Origin of the sequence: Candidatus Poriferisodalis sp., from assembly GCF_965208555.1 — a bacterium.
Classification (GTDB): Bacteria; Actinomycetota; Acidimicrobiia; order Acidimicrobiales; family Poriferisodalaceae; genus Poriferisodalis.
Genome location: NZ_OZ242342.1, coordinates 1,474,084 through 1,492,967, shown reverse-complemented (window position 1 = coordinate 1,492,967; position 18,884 = coordinate 1,474,084). Strand labels below are relative to the sequence as shown.

Below are 18,884 nucleotides of genomic sequence, written 5' to 3'. Positions count from 1 at the left end.
GGTGTGCGATCCGGCGCCTCGGCGGGCGGGCATAAGCGCAACTGCCCGCCCGCCGAAGCCGGGAACGCCCTACTCGCCGGAGGGAGGCAGCAGGACGGTGTCGATGACGTGGATTATGCCGTTGGAGGCCGCGATGTCGGTGGCGACGACGGTTGCGTCGTTAATCATGACGGTGTCGCCGACCACCGCTATCGCGACCTCTGCGCCGTTGACCGTCGGAACGGTCTGGCCATCGAGGCTTACGACTACCTCGGCTGGCACTTCGAGCGGGAGCACGTGGTAGGTGAGCACCGCAGTGAGCAGCTCGGTGTTGGCGAACACGTCCGCGGGAGCCATCTCCAGATCGTCCAGTGCAGCGGCGAACGCCTCCTCAGTTGGAGCAAGGACCGTGAGAGGACCCTCGCCGCTGAGCTCCTCGACCAGACCCGCAGCCTGCACAGCAGTCACCAGCGTCGGGAACGCACCCGAGGAGACTGCGACATCCACAATCGTGTCCGCCATCACCTACTCCTGAGCCGCGGACGACAGTGCCTCGATCACCGAAGGCGGAACCAAGACGGTGTCGATGACATGGATGATGCCGTTGGACGCGGCGATGTCGGTGGCGACGACGGTGGCGTCGTTGATCATCACGGTGTCGCCGTCCACGGAGATGGCGATCTCTTCGCCGTTGACCGTCGCGACGGATTGGCCGTCGAGACCCACGACAACCTCGGCTGGCGCTTCGAGCGGGAGCACGTGGTAGGTGAGCACTGCGGTGAGAAGCTCGGTGTTGGCGAGCAGGTCTGCGGGAGCGATGTCCAGCGCGGCGAGCGCTGCGGCGAACGCCTCCTCGGTCGGAGCAAGGACGGTGAAGGGACCCTCCCCGCTGAGCACCTCAACGAGACCCGCGGCCTGCACGGCAGCCACCAGCGTGGGGAACTGGCCTGACGAGACTGCGACCTCGACGATCGTTCCCGGCATCATTTCTTCCGGCGCAGTGGACGACAGCGTCTCGATCACCGCGGGCGGGATCAATACGGTGTCGATGACATGGATGATGCCGTTGGACGCTGCGATGTCGGTGGCGACGACGGTGGCGTCGTTGATCATCACCGTGTTGCCGTCCACCGCGACTGCGACTTCCGCGCCGTTGACCGTGGCAACCAACTGGCCGTCGAGCGTCGCCACGGCCGCAGCGGGGGCCTCCAGCGGCAGCACGTGGTAGGTAAGCACTGCGGTGAGAAGCTCGGTGTTGGCGAGCAGTTCTGCGGGCGCCATGTCCAGCGCGGCGAGCGCTGCGGCGAACGCCTCCTCGGTCGGAGCAAGGACGGTGAAGGGACCCTCCCCGCTGAGCACGTCGACCAGACCCGCGGCCTGCACAGCCGCTACCAGGGTGGGGAACTGGCCCGAGGAGACGGCGACCTCAACGATCGTGCCCGCGATCGCCGCCTCGTCCTCAGCCATCGTTTCCTGGTCGGTAGCGGCCGCTGACGCTCCGCCGGTCACCGAGGGCGGGACCAGAACGGTGTCGATGACATGGATGATGCCGTTGGAGGCTGCGATGTCGGTCGCAACGACTGTGGCGTCGTTGATCATGACGGTGTCGCCGTCCACGGAAATGACGATCTCTGCACCGTTCACGGTCGCGACGGATTGACCATCGAGAGTCACAACGACCTCGGCGGGGGCCTCCAGCGGGAGCACGTGGTAGGTGAGCACCGCAGTAAGCAGTTCGGTGTCAGCGAGCAGGTCCTCCGCGGTCATGTCCAGCGCGGCAAGTGCTGCGGCGAACGCTTCTTCGGTGGGGGCGAGCACCGTGAACGGGCCGTCGCCGCTGAGCACTTCGACGAGACCCGCGGCCTGCACGGCAGCCACGAGGGTGGGGAACTGGCCCGAGGCGACTGCGACTTCCACGATGGTGCCCGCGCTCATGTCCTCTTCAGCCATCGGCGCTTCGCCTGCCGATGTGGGCGCTGCGGTTGCCGTCGGGGCTGCGGGGGCGTCAGCGTCGTTGTCGTCGGCGCCGCACGCAGCCGCCAGCAGAACCAGTGCCAGCAATGCGGCCGACAGTCGAGACGATCGGCGGAGTCTTCCGGTCATGGTGTTTTCTCCAAGTGTTGGGGGAGCTTGAAGGTGATTACGGAATGACCGGCTGTTCGGTTGCAGCAATCTGCAGATCGGCAGCAGGAATCTGCGGAGCGGACTTGCGCGGGCGGCACACCGGCGCCTGGGACTGCTGCGGCGTGGGCGTGCGATGTCGCTACTGCGCGGTGCTGCCTGAGCTTCGACGGGGCGGCAGCGGGATGAAGGCGCTGGTGCGGGCCGCGTAGTCGGCATAGCCAGGGCGCCGTTCGCCGATGGTGCGTTCGAGCAGGGCGACTCCCGAGACGCGCACCAGCAGCACCGTCATGACTGCCGGCCCGATGATCGTCCACCAGGCGCCCGCTGCCCCGGCCACCAGGTAGATGCCCCACCAGACAAGGAAATCGCCGAAGTAGTTGGGGTGGCGGCTGTAGCGCCACAGCCCTCGGTCCATCACCTCGCCGCGGTGGGCCTGGGTGGCGCGGAATCGGGCGAGCTGACGGTCGGCGACCGACTCGAAGATCAGTCCGAACGCCCACACGGCCCCGCCCAGCCAGTCCAGCCAGCCCACAGCCGAGTTGTCTTCGGCGCCCAGCACGGCCTGAATGGGCAACGACACGATCGTCGCCAGCAGCGCCTGCAGACCGAACACGATTGCCAAGCTCCACAGCGCGAAGGGCTGCCAGCGGCTCCGCATGGCGGTGTAGCGGTAGTCCTCTGGCTCGCCTCGTTTCCGTAACGTCAGGTGAATGCAGAGCCGCAGACCCCACAGAGTGACCATCGCAGTCAGCACCAGCTTGCGTCCGCCGCCTTCGTTTGAGCTGAGCCACAGCCCCCACGCGATAGCGACGAACACCGCGGGCCACATCGGGTCCACGATCGAGGCATCCCGAAGCCGCAGGCTCACGAGCCAGCAGCCGAGCATCAGCACTCCCGCAACGGCAGCCGCGATCGCCAGCGAGATCACAGCTCTGCGGTGCGGTCCGGCTCCCGGTACAGCATCGCGCCCCAGTGCGCACCGGCTCCGAAGCTGGTGAACGCGACCAGCGAGCCGGGTCCGACACGGCCGGCTGAGCGCAGCTCGTGGAACAGGATCGGCAGCGTCCCTGCCGTCGTGTTGCCCCAGCGATGGATGTTGGAAGGCACCAGGGAGCCGTCGACGTCCAGCCTCTGGCGCACACCGTCGAGGATCCGCTCGTTGGCTTGATGCGCGACCACCACATCGAGATCGTCCAACTCGTGGCCGGTCCGCGCCAGCACCTCAAGCACTGCTTCGGGCATCGTCTCTACTGCGAGCCTGTACAGACCCCCGCCGTTCATCGCGGGATGGTGCAAGCCTTCGGCAATCTGTGCAGCGTCGGCATAGGGACGGTGCAGCGAGCCCAACCCCGGCACCTCGATGAGATCGGCATTGGCGCCGTCCGTGTACAGCACCGACGCCAGCAGCCCGACGGGTTGACCCCCGCCTGCTGCCGCCGACAAGTCGTGTCGTTGGACGACCGCGGCGCCGGCGCCGTCGCCGAACAGAACACTCCAAGCCCGGTGGCGGTTGGCCAGTTCTCGCTCATCGTCGGTTACGGGCCGGTCGGTGCGACCGAGCACGATGTCCCACGCGTCGCCCCACGGCAGGTAGCCCGCATGCACCTCGGCGCCCACCACCAGCACCGTGTCAGCACGGTCGGTTGCGATCAGCATGTCGGCCAGATCCAACCCGAACAGGAAACCGGCACACTGCTGGCGCAGATCGAGCGTCGCCACGCCCTCAATGCCCGACTTGTACTGCACCGCACCCGCGATGCCCGGATTCTGGCGGTCCGGCGTCATAGTGGCGCAGATCACTGAATCCACATCCGCCGTTCCAACCCCGGCATCGGCCAGTGCCGCCGTCGCCGCTTCGGCGCCCAGATCCGACGCCGCTGTGCCCGGCTCGACGAAGCGACGGCTCACCACACCGGTGCGTGAGCGGATCCACTCATCGGACGTGTCCATGATGCGCGTCAGCGCCTCATTGCTCACTACGTGAGGCGGCGCCGCGATCCCAGTCCCCGTGATGACTGCGGCCATGAACAGCGGAGCCTAAGACAGCAATGTCCGGCCACAAGCGCGGGCGGCCATGGATTATGAACAGCAGCACGGCAAGGGCACGCCGGCGCGGCTCCTTAGGCTCCTGGCCGACTCAGCATGGACGACGTCGCGATCGCATGGTTCCGCAGAGACCTACGCCTGGCAGACAACCCTGCATGGGCCGCGGCCACTGCACACCAGGTGGCGCTTCCGGTCGCCGTACTGGAACCCCGCCTAGTCCGTGCCGCAGGACCGCATCGGCTGCTGGCTTACTTCGGTGCGCTCGCCGGTCTGGAGCAATCGCTCAACGAGCTTGACGCATCGCTGCATGTCGTTGTCGGCGACCCGATTGAAGTCATTTCGCAGCTTGCAGTTGAGACGGGGGGAGCGACGGTGGCCGTAAACGCCGACGTCACCGAATACTCAATGCGTCGAGATGCGAAAGTTGCCGAGGCGCTCGGCAGGCCGCTGGACTCGCACTGGGGCACGCTGGTACATCCTCCCGGCAGCGTGCTGACCGGCAAAGGCACGCTGTCGCAGGTGTTCACTCCGTTCTGGAAGCGATGGCAGGCCCTGCCGCTGCCGCCAGCGGTCGGCACTGGCCGCGTCGGCGTCGCCGGCACTGTTCTGGCTGCTGATCTCAACTTTGGTCCTGCGGGACTGACGACGATCTCTCTCGCCGAGGCGCGCAGCGAGCTTGAACGGCTAGGGGTAAGCGTGCCCTCGGTGGACGATGTGCCGACGACAGCGGCATGGTCCGAGCCACGCGCTGCCGAACAACTCACGACCTGGCTGGAACAGGTGGATCGGTACAACGAGATACGCGACGGATTCGACATCGCCGGCACGTCTGAACTCAGCAGTGCGTTGCACTTCGGCCTGCTGTCGCCCCGGGCCATTGCCGCTCAGGTCGCTACCGGCACTGCGGGACGGTCGGCGTTCGTTCGACAGTTGGCGTGGCGGGACTGGTACTCCCATCTCACCTACGAGCATCCCGACATCACTCGACGTGCGCTGCGCCCCGCGTACGACCGCATCAAGTGGCGCACTGGTGCGCCGGCTGACCAAGACTTCAAGGCGTGGAGCACGGGCCGCTGCGGCTACCCGATCGTGGACGCCGCGATGCGCCAGCTCTCAGCAACCGGCTGGATTCACAACCGCCTCCGCATGATCGCGGCCTCGTTCCTTGTCAAGGACCTGCTGATCGACTGGCGAAGAGGCGAGCAGTGGTTCCGCCGGCTGCTGCGCGACGGCGACATCGCCCAGAACGCAGGCAACTGGCAATGGTGCGCCGGAACCGGCCCCGACGCCTCGCCGTACTTTCGGGTATTCAGCCCCGTCACCCAGAGCCGCCGCTACGACCCCGAGGGCAACTACCTGAGGCGTTGGCTGCCCGAACTCGCTCGACTGCCGAACCGGCAGATCCACGCACCGTGGGACGCACCCCCACAGGTGCTCTCGGTCGCGGGCGTCCGGTTGGGAGTTGACTATCCCGCCCCCGTCGTCGATCACGCCCAAGCCCGGCAGCGAGCACTCGACGCCTACCGGTGCGCGCTCGACACTGAGACTGACAGCGCGTGAGCCGCGCGTTCAGCACCACTCAGCCGGCGGCGGATGCGCTCGTTGAGATCGGGTTCGTGGACCGGATCACTTGAGTCTGCTGCTGCTGCACATTGGAAACCGAGTGAATGCAGGCTCTTGCGCCGGTGCCGCTGCCAGTGATCTGCCTGATTGACTTTACGTCTGGAACGTCCGAGGCACTCTGCGCTTGCTAACAGGAAAAGCCAAGGTTCCCTAGAGTCCTTCACGCTCTCGACTCTGTTCAGCAACTCGTCTTTCGCGAGAGCGTTGACGGACAAAGTCATCCGTTTGCCGCCACCGTATCGCTTCCATCCGCGTAACGAGTTGCATCGCAGATCACTCGGCCGTAGATGTCGATTGAGCAGTGAGACAGCGAGCGATTCGTCTAGTGCGTGTTTCGCGTCGCCAATTCGGAACGCCGGGAACCAAAACTCCTCATACTGACCATGTTGGCATTCTCACAATGGAGGCTGACGTATTGAGGAGGTTCAGGCAATGTCAAAGAGAGGAATTGGACGACTAAGGATACGGCCGACGTGGACGTCAATCGTGGCAATAGCGGCGGTCGTGTTCGCCACCGTTGCCGTCAGTGCTGCGCCTGTCAGCGCGGAGACAGACTGCGATACGGAAGGCTATGAAGCTGAGCACGACGGACGTTGCGTGGATTACTGGTCGGCAGTCTGCCAGAATGATCATGGCTGTCGTTCCGACTACTGGCAGCAGTTTCACGAGAAGCGTATCGAAGCAATAGAACGGGCTATCGCTGAGGCCGTGTCGAAGCGAATCGAAGCACTTGACAGGCTGTTCGGCGAACCAGACGATCTGCTAGGTGGTTCGGACGGGCATGACCTGTCCTGGCAGGACCCGCCGAACATTCGGTGCAATCCGCATTCCGATGTTTGCCTCTGGCAGGACGCGGATGGGGTATACCACAACCGGGTGAACCCGCACTATGTCGGACCGTCACCGCTTGAACAGAAGCTTGCCTGCTTCGGTCGCGGCGGGGCATGGGGCACCGACCGGGATGGCAACAGCAGCTGCAGCAAGTGAGCCAGACCGGGTTCTCGCAGAGGATGACACTATGAAGCGAACGACAACAGATGGCACGTCCCGATGCCGTCACGCCGATGTCGGCGCCTGAGCGAACTTGGAGCAGGACGCAGGGGGAGGTGTCGCCCGCCTGCATCTCGATTCATCATTCGGCCGCAGCTGTAGACGTGAGACCCGTAAGGCCTCCATCGGGACCTGAACCGTCCTGCTGGAGAATCGAGCCCAGTCCCGGACGCGCAGCCGACAGCCGTCCTGTGGCAGCGACTCAGCTGCTCCGAAGCGAGGTTCGCCGCACTGCGGCCATGAGCGTTTTTGAGAGCGATGCGTTCGTGCTCGGTCTTGGAGTGCTTGTGGTATTGGCCCATGTTGCTGTAGTCGTCAATGCGATTGTTCGAGTCATGTTCTGAGCGGCTTGTCCGCCGCCGTGCGCCTCTGTTTCCGCCATGCCTCCCGAAGGGCTATCTGGCGGCGATGCGGACAAGGTTCGCCTTGATTGCCGTGCGCGGACGCGGCGATTGCTGGCGAAAGAAGTACCAGCCGCTGGAGATCATGAACCACGCAGAATTGGCAGAGCCCGCTGCGACAAACAGCCAAAGCAGCCATTCACGCAGCTCCGGCAGTTCTTTGACGAAATCCTCGGCGAAGATGCTCAGCAGCATCAGCGTCACGGCAACCATGATGCCGATCGCGGCGACAGCGATGAGATGACCCTGAGCGCGTCCGCTGCGCTCGGAGTAGCGGATGCAGTATCCGCGAACATCATCGATCTGTGCGCTCATCTTGTCCGACGTGCGGTCAATCGTCGACTTGTGTGCCGGTTCGAGACTGTAGGTGAACGCTGCGCCGATTAGACACGCGAACAGCGACACAGCGGCAGACAGCACATAGAGGTACATCATTATCTGGATGATGTCGCTGCTTTCGTCCCTGATCGCCGAGAAATCAGCTGTCGCCAGCACGGAGAAACTGAAGCCTGCAAGAGCGATCGACAATCGTTGCCGTCGCTTTCTCATCCTGTTCTGGTCGTCTTGCCGGATGTCGTATTCAAGACGCGACATCGGAAAGCCGTTCCGGCTGTTCTGCCGCACAGGCGCAATCAGACTGACAATGCGCATTACGTCCCCCACCTTCATTCGACATTGATCATGCCGGGACGTTCACGGTAGCGCACGCGCTAGCCACCTTGACGGTATTCGACACTCAGGTGCCGCGCGCCAAACCGACCGAGGCATTCGCGCCGTCCACTTCTTCAACCAATAGTGCAGGATTCAGTTGGCCGTGTCATGAATAGAACGGACTCGCACTTCGACTGTTCGCAGTGGTCTCAACCGAACCCGATTGCGAAAACGACGCAACCTGAGCCCTTTCGGCAAAGGAGCCCCGCTCGGCCCGCCCGCTGAAGGGCAGACATCACACCGCACGGCGTTCCACCAAGAGTCCGAGTGTTGTCGGCGAGGCGGCATCCATGAGGGAGAACGGAAGCGACGCAAAGTCATCCATATGCTCGAAGCTCTGCGCGGCGCCTTTGGACGATGGTCTTGAGACCGCATTCGCAAACGATGCAGCTGCGATGCAGGCAGCCGAGTCCGCCGTCGCTCAGCGCCCAGATCAACGTGGGTGGCTGAGCGTGCTCATCCTCGCCCGTCTCGCTTGCCGCATTCGTAGTATCAGAACACTAAAGGCATGCTGTCTCGTGGCCGGCTGAAGGGATGCGCTAATGGACATCGACGTTCGCAGCGGCTCCGGTTTGCGTGAACGCACAGTCGAGGCCATCGGACTCGGGATCGTCGACGGCACCTATCCGCCCGGTCATCGGTTCGCCAATCAGGATGAGCTGTCTGCGCAACTGGGGGTCTCGCGCAATGTGCTGCGGGAGGCATTCGGCTCGCTTCGCGACAAGGGCCTCATCGAGGCTCGCCCCAAGACCGGCACCATCGTGGCGGACACCGAAGCCTGGGCGATGTCCGATCCCGACGTTCTGCGCTGGAGCGTCGCCTCCCGATCGGCGCCGACGACGCTGCGCCACGTCGCCGAGGCGCGCCAGATCATCGAGCCGGCCGCGGCGAGACTGGCGGCGCTTCGGCGAAGCGAAGCAGACGCCGAGGAGATAGTTCGTCTCTGCGAGGCACTGGCGGAATGCGCCGACGATCCGAAGCGCATCGAAGCCGAACTGGCATTACACAGAGCCGTCTTCCGCGCCGCAGCTAACCCGATTGTCGCTCACCTTGCAGAGACGATCAGTGGGGCTCTCATGGGAAGCCCGAGCGGGCCTCACTCGATGCCCGGCGATTCTGCGGACACAATCGGCACTTACCGCCGCGTGGCCGAAGCGATTCGCGCCGGCGACGGCGCCGAAGCAGCTCGGGTCATGGCCGAGCTGGTCCAAGCCTCAGCACCCGAACCGCTGGACCAGCCCTGAGCATCAGGTTTCCCGTCGGCGCCTCGGAGATCGGACCAGGTGTGAGCTCTGACAGAGCGACGCGGCTCCTAGGTCAGCCGTGAGTCCAGGTCGCCGCTGAATCTCTGTGGTCGGCGCGCGGGTGCCGGCGCAGCCAACCTCTGCCGGCACCTCCAACATCGAGAAATGTCGGGACTCGCAGGCGCAGTCCCATAGCGGACATCGACTTCCCGGCCGTCCGACAACACAAATAATAGTATTATATGATAATATATGTGAATGGCAACTACTCTCGACCAGCTGATCTCCCTGTCCCGGGAAGCCTGGCGGGAAAGGGCGGCCTGCAAGGACGTCGACACGAACATCTTCTTCATCGGACCCGGCAAATCGCCCGATACCGCTCTCGCCGTATGCAACCGATGCGAAGTCAAAGACGAATGCCTGCAATTCGCGCTCGACAACGAAGAAGACTTCGGCATCTGGGGCGGGCTCTGCGCCGACCAGAGAAAGAAGCTCCGTCAGGCTCGGACCGCTGCGCCTCCACTGACTCGGTCAGAATCTGCCGCCCGTGACAATGCGAACTCAAGTGTTCGCTCAAGCCTTGCCGGCGCATCTGGCCGCCGTTCGCTGCCGGGCTCGAACTGCATTCCCCAGTCGGCCCCGAGTCACTCGCATGTTGTGACGGTCGGTACTGGCTAGCTGCCTGGACAACTGCACTTGTCGGCGCCGCCGTTTGCCTGCCGGCTCATGATGAGCTGTCGAGTGAGGAGCGCCACTGTCCGAGCACTGCGTTCCGCTGGGCTTGCTCGCGGGCGCGTCCGAGCCGTCGCGAGGCGCTGCGCTCTTCGCCGATGAGTTTCGCGACCGTCATCTGTTGGCCGTCGGGCGCGGTCACCCAGATGCTCCGCAGCTCACCTGCCGAACCGTGCTGGCAGGTGTCGGACAGCCAGTCGCTGACATGCACCAGGCACGCAGCGACCGTGTCAGAGTGCCAGGTGTGAGCGCGCAGCAGAGCCAGCGCAGTCTCTGGGTCCAGCGGCTCCAGCTCATCCGGCATACGAACGACAGTACCGCACACGCGGGAACGCAGTGTCAACCCCTGAAGCGGGCCTCATCGGGCACGGCGCGCGCCAGTGGCAGGGGGTCACCGTGGCTGGTACTCCACTCGCGGCGGGTCGCTGAGGGTGAGCAGGGCCAGGTGGTCGCTGCGGCCGTCGTTGGCGAGGCCGACGACCTCGGTTTCGTGGTCGATGTGCTCGCGGTTGGCGCGATGCCAGTGCCCGTGAACCACGATCTGCGGTCGAATGCGGTCGACGGCGTCGGCGAGCAGCCGACGAACCGCGTCGCAGTCGCGCCGCACCCGATGCGGCGCCCAGTCGAGACTCGAAGTCAGCCCTTGGACCTGAGCGGGCGAGTCGTGAGTGACCAGCACATCTAGCCGCCCATCGTGATCGGTCCGCACATTGGCAAGCAGGCGATCGAGATCAGCTTGAGTGGTGGCTTCTTCAGGCCATCTCCAGCGCCGCACATCGGAGTCCTCGCGATCAGGCGACACGGCACCACCGAGCGCTCCGAATCTCGCCGTGCTCCACTGCCACACGCTTCCTCGCCACGCCCACCACAGCGACCCGCCGAGATGCAGCGGTCGGCGAGACTCGAACGCCTGCTGTGCTGCGGGTGTGGCTGCGAATCTGGTCAGCGCGGGCCACACCTCGTGATTGCCGTCGATGACGACAATCGGAATAGGGGACTGATGCGCCAACCGCATGAACTTCGCTTCGGTCAGGTCGTGGTCGCGCCAGCCCGTGTCGGACAGCCAGAAATCCCCGACCTGCACGATCGCGTCCACCTGCAGCTCCTCTGCGCGCGTCAGCGCCTTCCGGAGATGCCACGCCTCACCGTGCACATCGCCCACCGCCAGCACGCTGCGCACAGCGTCCGCGTGCAGGCGCGGAGCGGCGTCCCAGGTCTGGTCGGTCGTGAATGTGTACGGGGTGAACTTGGGCATCGCTGTGATCCTCGGCGAGCCATGGAGCATGGCGTCCCGCGCCTCCATCAAGCAAGGGATTAACGGCATGGCAGTCGCGGCGTACGAGCATGGAGGCGATGGGCCTCAATGTGCGCGACGATGACGTATGGGTCAGTTCGGTAGTGCGCAGAGTGCTCCGAGCGCCGGCTGGCCTGCTAGTCGACATGGACGACGGCTTCGTCGGCCCAGGCGTGTGCGGCTGAAGCTCGCGGCAGCGTACTTGGCGGCCCTCGCCGTCGTTTCCGCGGCACCGGCCGTTGCGGCGGAGGACTCCGAACCGGAGCCGACTCACGTCAACTGCACCGGCAGCATCTACATAGAGTCCGTCACGGTCAAATGGCGTGACTCGGACATCGACGGCTACTCAAGCGTCCAAGTCGACCCGACACAGTTCGTGCAGGACCAGCCCTACGGAGGCCTGGGATCGATGGCCGACGAGTTCGTGGAGTGCCTCGCGCTGACCGCCAGCGCCGGCAGGGAATTGCTCGTCATGACGACCATGACCGTGACACTGCAAGCACCGTCGCCTTGTCTGCTGTTCTGCGGACCCAGCGAAGAGTCCTTCGTCACTTCTGATTACATCGCTCCCGACTCCGAGGACGAAGTCCGCCGATCCACGCTCCTCGACCAGTTGTGGTGCCACGACATAGCGCCCGGCATTCTCGAAAAGCTCTTCTCGGCTGTCGAGGCATCGCTCGACAGGTGGGACCTAGAGGGCAACAGACGGCCGTCGTCCAACATCCTGTTCGATTGGGTCTTCAAAGCCTGCAACTGGTAGCAAGACGAAGAGTTAGATCGCCAAGACGATCGCTGCGAGCACAAGAGCTGTCCCAGTTCCGCCTTCCCGAAGACTCGTGCGAGAAATCTCCGCCGGCGCTCAACTGCCTCTTGGCAGGCATACGACATCTGAGGCGCCGGTGCCGCCTTGGGCAACTGGCAGGCATGGTGATCTTGGCGGGTAGCAGCTTCCTGTGAGCTGCCCTGCGTCTGTGTGCCCCTGCGGATACACGGCGGCAATGAGCGCATCGTCCCATCGGCCGTTGCTGTTCGAGTCGGTGTAGTCCTCGCCCGAGTCGTAACGGCCGTTGCTGTTGGTGTCGGTGTATGGCTCAGCTGAGCGCGAGCACGGACCGGTCGGAGTCTGTGTGGTCGGCGTTGCTGCCAAGCCGCAAGCGACCGGCGGTGTGTAAGCGGCAGGGCTGTCACCGGTCGTCTCAGTGAACGATTCGCCTGCGCTGTCGTACACATGGTTGCTGTTGAGGTCTTCCCATCGGTCGCCCCCGTTCGCTGCGCGCTCCGACGCGGCCGACCAGTCGCCCCAGGATGACCAGTCAGACCATGGCGAGTACGACGTGCCATAGGAGTTCGACGCTGAAGCGCGGGTGCGTGCTCGCGAGCGGGCCTGCACGTCTGCCGTGGGCTTGTCGAATGCACCGAGTCCTTCAGCTGTGCCGATGGTCGCGGTGAGCGGCGATCCTGCAGTGACGCTTCTCGTGATAGGCGATCCGCGGCCGAGGTGCCACTCGATGCGGTATTGGGTCTGCAGGCTCGCTGTGCCCGCTGTGCCCGACCATGTCAGGGTCGCTGTGTGTCCTGTCGCAGGAGCGCGGCAAGCGAGCGCTGGGCTGGTCGGAACAGCTGCCGCGGGCGGATCAGGCGCAGCGGGCTTCGGCGGTGCCGGAGGCGGCCGGCAGTACGGATAGACCGAGCACGGGTCGACATTGATCGGATCGTCGACCGGGTCGTCATCAATGGGGTCATCGTCGATCACTGGATCATCGATCACAGGATTGTCGATCACTGGATCCGTGGCTTCCGTAGTTGTTGGGGTCGTAGTTGTTGGGGTCGTAGTTGTTGGGGTCGTAGTCGTTGTGGTCGTAGTTGTTGTAGCCGTCGTAGGCCGCTCATGGATGACGACAGTGGAGCCATCTTGATCCAAATCGATCACCGAGAATCCGTCGTCAGGCGGGTCAGGGTCAATGATCGTCGTCTGGGTGGGCGGCGGATCGGGGTCCTCCGGCGGAAGAATGGGTGGTGGTTCGACAATGGTGACCGCCGCCGTGCCTGCGTTCCACAAGAACACGGCGCACACAGCAGTGACGGCCACTGTCAGTTGCTTGGCTGTTGATGTCCTTTCTGCTGATGCCATCTGTGCATCTCCATGTCAGTTCCTTTCGGGGTCGATCTCAGGGCAGACGATGCTCCACAGCGCTGTGCCGAGCCGGCTCCCTCCTTGTGAGGGATGCCGCAGATGCGCAGACGTATGCGGTTCGCCTGATTCGCAGATCGCACGCATTGAGGATGCAACGCAATTGCCGTCTCGCACTTCAAGCAGCGAGAGCATCGCCCACGCAGTCGGCTCACGAGTCGTCGGCGGCAGTCGGTATCGAGTGAGCATCCACTCGGCGAGCATCTGTCCGACTTCAACTGATGCTGGGTTGGGACCCGGCGCGCTGATGCCTTCATCTCGGACCAGCCGCAACCCCTCTGAGACTGTGGCCTGAGATAGATCAGTGCTGGAATAGCCAGCAAGCGCAAGTCGCCGATACAGGTTGCCGAATGCGTACTGGCCGTCTGAGCGGAGGTGCGGATAGTAGCTGTAGTTCGGCGCGAAGCTTCCAGTGCGCTCGTCGCGTGTCCATAGATACACGTAGTTGAGTGTCTTGTCGTATACGGCGTTCGCTCGCGCTGACTCAGCAGTGATTGTGCTCTCGGGCAGCCACAGTCGAATCTGCTCGGTGCTCCACCATCCCGAAGCCAAGCGTGCGCCGTCGACGATCTGAACTTCAGCATCCCAGTTGGCGTACACGCGGTCCCAGAAGCCGAGGAAGTCGTCGAGCCAAACCTGAACCTCTGGGGATGTGGGGAACGGCCCGCACTCGGGGAACAGCGCCCTGATCTCGTCGTGGTCGAAGAAGTAGAGGTCGTTGGCCGGCAACTTGGAGTCGGCTGAACGGTTCTCGTAGTTCTTGATGACCGCTGCAGGCTCTGGTTCTGGCTCGGGTTCGACTATCTCAACGGGCAGCTCCAGCACCGTCTGCGGGCTGTCGTCGTCGCGGCATGCGATGGACAGGGTGATCGGCAGCCTGCCGGCCTGCGCGCTGTAGAGCACTTCGAGGTCGCGTGCCACCTGACCTGCACCTTCGTGGGTCAGAATCTCGTGGATCACGGACTCGCCTTCGGCGTCTTGCAGCGAGAAACCGCAGGACGCGTCCGCCGGCGTCACATTCCAAGTGACACGGAAGCTCCCGCCCTCGCCGTGCTCATCGCGTCCATTGGTCACACCGGTGGGGCCGTGGGTGACGGTGACCACAGGAGCCTCAGGGACGGCCGCAGCCGTGTCAGTGGCTTCCGTAGCGTCCGTGGGCACAGTCGGCTCAGAGTCCGATATGCCTCCGGTATCGCTTTCCTCGGCTGCATCGGGTTCTTCGAGCGATGCGGCGGTCTCCGGGACGATGCGGGTGCCTTCTGCATCGTCAGAGTTGCTGTCAGGCGAGCCGGCCGAATGCGCGGTCGCGGGCGTCGCGGTCGCTGGCGGCGTGACAGTGTCAGCCGTCGCCGGTGTCTCAGACTCGCTGCTGCTGCAAGCAGAAACCAACAGCGCCGCGGCGAGCGCCACCGATGCAATTCGTTTTTTCCTGTTTGTCATGTTCTTGGTGTTCCTTCTCCGGCAATGATCGGAATAGGTGATTCGTTGCCGATGTGATCTGCGATCTATTGAGATTGGCGTATAGGAGGCCCGAAATTCCCTCAAAATCGGAGCTAATCGTCGCTTGATGCTGCAGCCCAATCATTCGATAATGCCGTTAAAGACCGTACCGGAATCGGCCATATCGCAGTCCGGGTGTTTTCGCCGAGAACTCAGGCGCAACAACGAGCATTAGGAAGCCACAATTGGAATGCAGCATCACAGCCATCTCACAGCCATAAGGCAGCAAAGAAACACGATGCGAGACATGAACTCGTTGACGCTCGGACCCGAAAATCTCGGCAATTTGCGCGCATTATCCGACGAAACGGACCAAACCGGCGCAAAGCGTGCAATGTTGACGCGCATGCCGAAAGCCAGCGTCACTTTGCGACATCAGATGACCTTGAACTGACTCAGTTCATCCGCTGAGTGTCAGCGGCGGCGCGGCTTGGCCGTGCTCGTTATCGCCCCAGCAGACGATCTTCTTGTTAGCTCGCACGCCGCAGACATGGTAGGAAGCAGATGAAATGGAGACGAATTCTCCTGCCGGCGGCGCGGCTTGGCCGTGTTCGTTGCCCCATTCGGCCCATGTCCAGCACTCGACCGACTTGTCCTGAGCGCGAATCGCGCATCCGTAGCCGTTTCCGAGGCTGACCGCTAGGAACTCCCCGGATGGCGGTGTGAATTCCGACGGTTCGACATTCCACATCGTGTAACAGGAGATGGTCCTGTCAGAGCGAAGCCCGCAGAGGTCGCGTCCGTCGATGTCGATGGCGGTGAATTCGCCGGGCATGGTCGTGACGAAGTGCTGATCGCCTTGGCACACCACGGTGCTGTCTGGCTGTATGCCGCAAGTCCGTTCGCCTGCTGCGACGATTGCTGTGTATTCGCCTTGCGGCAAGCCCTCGCCGCCTCGGGTGTCGCCCCAGCAGGCAACAGAGCCGTCTGTGCGCAAAGCGCAGGAATGGATATTCGCTGAGGCGACTGCCATGAACTCGCCTGCGGGCGGCATGTGGCGCCCTTCGCTCTGCACCCAGCAAGCCAGGGTCCCATCGGTGCGGATCGCGCACGGCCGGCCTCCGCCGATAGTGATGGCGGAGAATTCGCCTGTCGGCATGTCGCTGCCGACTCGGCCCCAGCATTCAAGGGACTTGCCCGATCCGATCGCGCACGAGAAACGACCCCCGGCCACGACCACCGGCGTGCCGTCCCACGACGTCGCGACCTGACCGGGAGACACGACCTCATCTCCCGACGAGCCGCACCCCGCAGCCCAGAACGATGTCAACGCCAGCATGAATAACGCGGCGTGCCGGGCGAAGCGGCCGCTAATGAACCGGACTCCGATCAGCCTTCGAGACCGCAGCCCGAGAGTCTCGGTTTGTATTCGATCGTCGGTTCTTGGTGGTTCGGCCTCACCGCTCGCGGGCAGGTGAGTTTCGCAGTCGTCCGGACGCTGACCGACCGATTCGAAAGTCTCGTTCACAGGTGGGTCCCTTCGGCAGTGGGCAACATTCGTCGTGAACGCGGCACAACCGACCGAAGGGACCCCCGGTGGGGTCCCACTTGGAATTCGGTTGTGCCCCGCCCTAGGAGGACGTTGCGTTCACGACAAGCCGAAACGGTAGCCGCCGGCCAGTCCGATCGCGGCCCATACGTGGCACAAACGACGAATCGGTCTGGAGCTGCGAGAATGCGCTTGCCAGTTGGGTGGATTCAGCAGCGTGGCGGTCTTGAGCTGCGGTCGTGGCCGATTCTGGACGCCAGCATTTCGGCGACATAATGCGACACGGTCTGCGCCGCAACCTGCAGCATGGCCTCGATGCCAAGCGGAAGCGTCACCCGGGGTGACGGCGTGCGCGTGGAGGTCGCTGCTCGCATCGAGCAGGGCGGCCGTCGGCGCCAGGAGGACGCTGTGTCCGTAGTGGTGAATCCGGATGGCTCGTGGGTGTTGGCGGTCGCTGACGGCGTCGGCGGCGTGAAGCGAGGTGAAGAGGCTGCCCCTGCTGCACTCGGGGCGCTGCCGCATCGGATCAGCGGCGAGGACGAGATGACTGCGGCGTTCGCAGCTGCCAATCGGTCTGTGCGTTCGTTGGCGCCGTCCCACTCGCTGTACCCATCAGATGAGGACATGCCGGGCTACTGGGGCGTCGAGCCGGTCACCACGCTCGCCGTCGCGGCATGGACCCCTGAGGACGGGATGCGCGCTGCATGGGTGGGGGACTCGATCCCGTTTCTTGTGCCGGTTGCTGCGGGCCGCGGTTGGCATGGCGAACCGGTGGCGATGAGCGGCGGGCATCCGGTAGTCGGCGAGTTCGCTGTCCGCGGCGACACGCCGGCTCCGTCGATGCTGCGAGCGATGCGCCGCATGAGCGACACGATCACCCAGGACGGCATGGACCGGATCGCTGGCGACCGCGGCATCATCGTCGCAGTGCTCACCGATGGCGCCTACAGCGGATGCATGCACCGCACGACCGGCCGATGGTTCTCCGACAACCCCGATGACAACAGCCTCGGCTTCATCCTCCCGGCCGGCTCTCGCGGCTCGGCCGACGCGGTGGCCGATGCAGTCATCGCGTGCGCCTGGTGGCACGGACTTCACGACAACGCGTCGGCGGCTGTCGCAGTGATGACGCCACGAACCTCCGCCCGCTGCCGGTAGAAAAGGGCACATGGCTGAACGCAAGATGTCAGATGAACACAAGGCCGCCATCGCGGCGGGACGGATCGAGGCTGCTGCGGTACGCGACTATCTCGAAGCCCTGGAGTCCGCCAAGCCGAAACTGGGCCGCCGCGCGAGCCCCGAGAAGCTGCAAGCCCGTCGAGCCGAACTCAACGCGGAACTCTCGTCAGGTGCCCTCAAGCCGATCAAGCGGCTGGAAACTATGCAAGCCGTGCGCGACATCGACGCGCAACTCGAAGCGCTCCAAGCCGAACCCGACATGACAGCAGTCGAAGCCGGCTTCGTCGAACACGCCGCCAGCTACGGCGCGCGCAAGGGCATCGCATACACAACATGGCGCGAATTCGGCGTCGCCGCCGACGTGCTCAACAGAGCAGGGATCACACGAGGGCAGTAGCAGAGACTTGGACAAATTTGCTCCGTTGCGGCTAGTCGCATGACGAGACTTATGCACTCGCAGACTCGCCAGCGCATTGAGAGCGAATACTCTCCGCGTTTGACGCTCAAACTCTGGGATGCGAAGCGCAATTAAGGACTAATCTGACGAAGTATTTCAGTTCGCCGGGAACTATGCGCGCTATATTGCTCAATGCAACCGAGGAGGTCGTGAGATCAAAATCGAGGGAGCGAAATGAGGCGATGATCCCGGGAGCAGTTAAGTTCAGCGATGAGCTGGCTTTCGGGTAGCGGTTCCTGAGCCTGATCAGGTGCTCGATGCTGCATTCGGCGCAAGCCGAGGGGGTAGCAGCGTCAGATGAGTAATCCCCACAAACGTGGGGATGAATCAGAGCCGAAGTTGTCAATCTGCAACAGGGCGACAATTGCGAAGGCGAAAGCCAAGCACTGAGCAAATTCCCCACACAAGTGGGGAGGACTCGATGCCAAACCCTCAATTGATCTCACGACCTCGGCGGTTCGCCCTTCCCGGACTTCTTGACTCAGATTCGCAGTGCGCTGAGGAATCGGTCGGAGCCGCAGTCGGGGCAGGCTTCACCGGCGTCGAGCGGAAACTTGTCGCAACGCAGGCAGATGGCCGCGAATTCTCTGCCGGGTTCGCCTTCGGTGAGTTGCCGTGCGTCGTGGTAGCGCAGCTGGTGGGCGATGAGTTCCAGTTCGTCGATGATGTCAACCTGAGCAGGTGACGCATCGTCGAAGTCTGCGCGCAGGACGTCGATCAGGGAGTGGAGCTGCTCGCGTAGCTCCTCGCGGTCGTCCTCCGGCAGCCGATCCACCGCCTCCCACAAGGCGAGGCGCGTCGCCGCGAGCCGGCCGCTTGTCCCGCCGCCGGCTTCGTGTGGCTTGGCTTGACTTGATGACACGA

19 protein-coding genes are annotated in these 18,884 nt (G+C 63.8%); 8 read left to right on the top strand and 11 right to left on the bottom strand.

Features of this window, described 5'->3' with window-relative positions; genetic code table 11:
• Positions 1-69 precede the first annotated feature (69 nt).
• The 4 genes from ACOGXE_RS06910 to ACOGXE_RS06895 all read right to left on the bottom strand — a co-directional run bounded on the left by ACOGXE_RS06910 (position 70) and on the right by ACOGXE_RS06895 (position 4,128).
• On the bottom strand, positions 70-501 hold the full coding sequence (locus ACOGXE_RS06910) for a fasciclin domain-containing protein (protein WP_419933210.1): 432 nt from the start codon (positions 499-501) through the stop codon (positions 70-72).
• Positions 502-504: 3 nt separating this feature from the next.
• Positions 505-2,040: a fasciclin domain-containing protein gene (locus ACOGXE_RS06905; RefSeq protein ID WP_419933209.1), complete on the bottom strand. Its 1,536-nt coding sequence runs from the start codon at positions 2,038-2,040 to the stop codon at positions 505-507.
• A gap of 202 nt (positions 2,041-2,242) precedes the next feature.
• On the bottom strand, positions 2,243-3,031 hold the full coding sequence (locus tag ACOGXE_RS06900; RefSeq protein WP_419933208.1) for a DUF1295 domain-containing protein: 789 nt from the start codon (positions 3,029-3,031) through the stop codon (positions 2,243-2,245).
• On the bottom strand, positions 3,028-4,128 hold the full coding sequence (locus ACOGXE_RS06895) for a 3-oxoacyl-ACP synthase III family protein (protein ID WP_419933207.1): 1,101 nt from the start codon (positions 4,126-4,128) through the stop codon (positions 3,028-3,030). Before ACOGXE_RS06895 ends, ACOGXE_RS06900 begins: the two co-directional genes overlap by 4 nt.
• A 117-nt stretch (positions 4,129-4,245) precedes the next feature.
• Here ACOGXE_RS06895 and ACOGXE_RS06890 point away from each other — a divergent pair, with 117 nt between their 5' ends.
• Positions 4,246-5,709: a cryptochrome/photolyase family protein gene (locus ACOGXE_RS06890; protein WP_419933206.1), complete on the top strand. Its 1,464-nt coding sequence runs from the start codon at positions 4,246-4,248 to the stop codon at positions 5,707-5,709.
• Between the two features lie 567 nt (positions 5,710-6,276).
• Entirely contained in the window at positions 6,277-6,759 is a 483-nt protein-coding gene (locus ACOGXE_RS06885) for a hypothetical protein (RefSeq protein WP_419933205.1), read from the top strand.
• Positions 6,760-7,217: 458 nt separating this feature from the next.
• Here the strand turns inward: ACOGXE_RS06885 and ACOGXE_RS06880 are convergent, their stop codons facing one another.
• Complete coding sequence (locus ACOGXE_RS06880; RefSeq protein ID WP_419933204.1) at positions 7,218-7,892, bottom strand: hypothetical protein; 675 nt, start codon at positions 7,890-7,892, stop codon at positions 7,218-7,220.
• Positions 7,893-8,476: 584 nt separating this feature from the next.
• Between ACOGXE_RS06880 and ACOGXE_RS06875 the strand changes: the two genes are divergently transcribed.
• Positions 8,477-9,178: a FadR/GntR family transcriptional regulator gene (locus ACOGXE_RS06875; RefSeq protein ID WP_419933203.1), complete on the top strand. Its 702-nt coding sequence runs from the start codon at positions 8,477-8,479 to the stop codon at positions 9,176-9,178.
• Between the two features lie 258 nt (positions 9,179-9,436).
• Positions 9,437-9,856 (top strand): WhiB family transcriptional regulator, encoded by a 420-nt coding sequence (locus ACOGXE_RS06870; protein WP_419933202.1) that lies wholly within the window; start codon positions 9,437-9,439, stop codon positions 9,854-9,856.
• Between the two features lie 46 nt (positions 9,857-9,902).
• Here the strand turns inward: ACOGXE_RS06870 and ACOGXE_RS06865 are convergent, their stop codons facing one another.
• The gene (locus ACOGXE_RS06865; RefSeq protein ID WP_419933201.1) at positions 9,903-10,214 is read right to left on the bottom strand and encodes a hypothetical protein; all 312 of its coding nucleotides are present in this window, start codon (positions 10,212-10,214) and stop codon (positions 9,903-9,905) included.
• Between the two features lie 87 nt (positions 10,215-10,301).
• On the bottom strand, positions 10,302-11,165 hold the full coding sequence (locus tag ACOGXE_RS06860; RefSeq protein WP_419933200.1) for a metallophosphoesterase family protein: 864 nt from the start codon (positions 11,163-11,165) through the stop codon (positions 10,302-10,304).
• A gap of 214 nt (positions 11,166-11,379) precedes the next feature.
• Between ACOGXE_RS06860 and ACOGXE_RS06855 the strand changes: the two genes are divergently transcribed.
• Entirely contained in the window at positions 11,380-11,964 is a 585-nt protein-coding gene (locus ACOGXE_RS06855; RefSeq protein ID WP_419933199.1) for a hypothetical protein, read from the top strand.
• A 99-nt stretch (positions 11,965-12,063) separates the two neighbouring features.
• Here the strand turns inward: ACOGXE_RS06855 and ACOGXE_RS06850 are convergent, their stop codons facing one another.
• Complete coding sequence (locus ACOGXE_RS06850) at positions 12,064-13,293, bottom strand: hypothetical protein (RefSeq protein ID WP_419933198.1); 1,230 nt, start codon at positions 13,291-13,293, stop codon at positions 12,064-12,066.
• Between the two features lie 57 nt (positions 13,294-13,350).
• Positions 13,351-14,556 (bottom strand): hypothetical protein, encoded by a 1,206-nt coding sequence (locus ACOGXE_RS06845; RefSeq protein WP_419933197.1) that lies wholly within the window; start codon positions 14,554-14,556, stop codon positions 13,351-13,353.
• Between ACOGXE_RS06845 and ACOGXE_RS06840 the strand changes: the two genes are divergently transcribed.
• Positions 14,549-14,863, top strand: a complete 315-nt coding sequence (locus tag ACOGXE_RS06840) for a hypothetical protein (RefSeq protein WP_419933196.1) — start codon at positions 14,549-14,551, stop codon at positions 14,861-14,863. The two genes, ACOGXE_RS06845 and ACOGXE_RS06840, sit on opposite strands and share 8 nt — an antisense overlap.
• A 432-nt stretch (positions 14,864-15,295) precedes the next feature.
• Here the strand turns inward: ACOGXE_RS06840 and ACOGXE_RS06835 are convergent, their stop codons facing one another.
• Entirely contained in the window at positions 15,296-16,117 is an 822-nt protein-coding gene (locus tag ACOGXE_RS06835; RefSeq protein WP_419933195.1) for an RCC1 domain-containing protein, read from the bottom strand.
• 582 nt (positions 16,118-16,699) lie between these two features.
• On the opposite strand from ACOGXE_RS06835, the gene ACOGXE_RS06830 reads away from it, so the two are divergent.
• Complete coding sequence (locus ACOGXE_RS06830; RefSeq protein ID WP_419933194.1) at positions 16,700-17,542, top strand: protein phosphatase 2C domain-containing protein; 843 nt, start codon at positions 16,700-16,702, stop codon at positions 17,540-17,542.
• Between the two features lie 10 nt (positions 17,543-17,552).
• Positions 17,553-17,960 carry a hypothetical protein gene (locus ACOGXE_RS06825; protein WP_419933193.1) on the top strand — a complete coding sequence of 136 codons (408 nt, stop codon included), beginning with the start codon at positions 17,553-17,555 and terminating at the stop codon, positions 17,958-17,960.
• A gap of 541 nt (positions 17,961-18,501) precedes the next feature.
• Here the strand turns inward: ACOGXE_RS06825 and ACOGXE_RS06820 are convergent.
• Entirely contained in the window at positions 18,502-18,882 is a 381-nt protein-coding gene (locus ACOGXE_RS06820; protein ID WP_419933192.1) for a hypothetical protein, read from the bottom strand.
• Positions 18,883-18,884 lie beyond the last annotated feature (2 nt).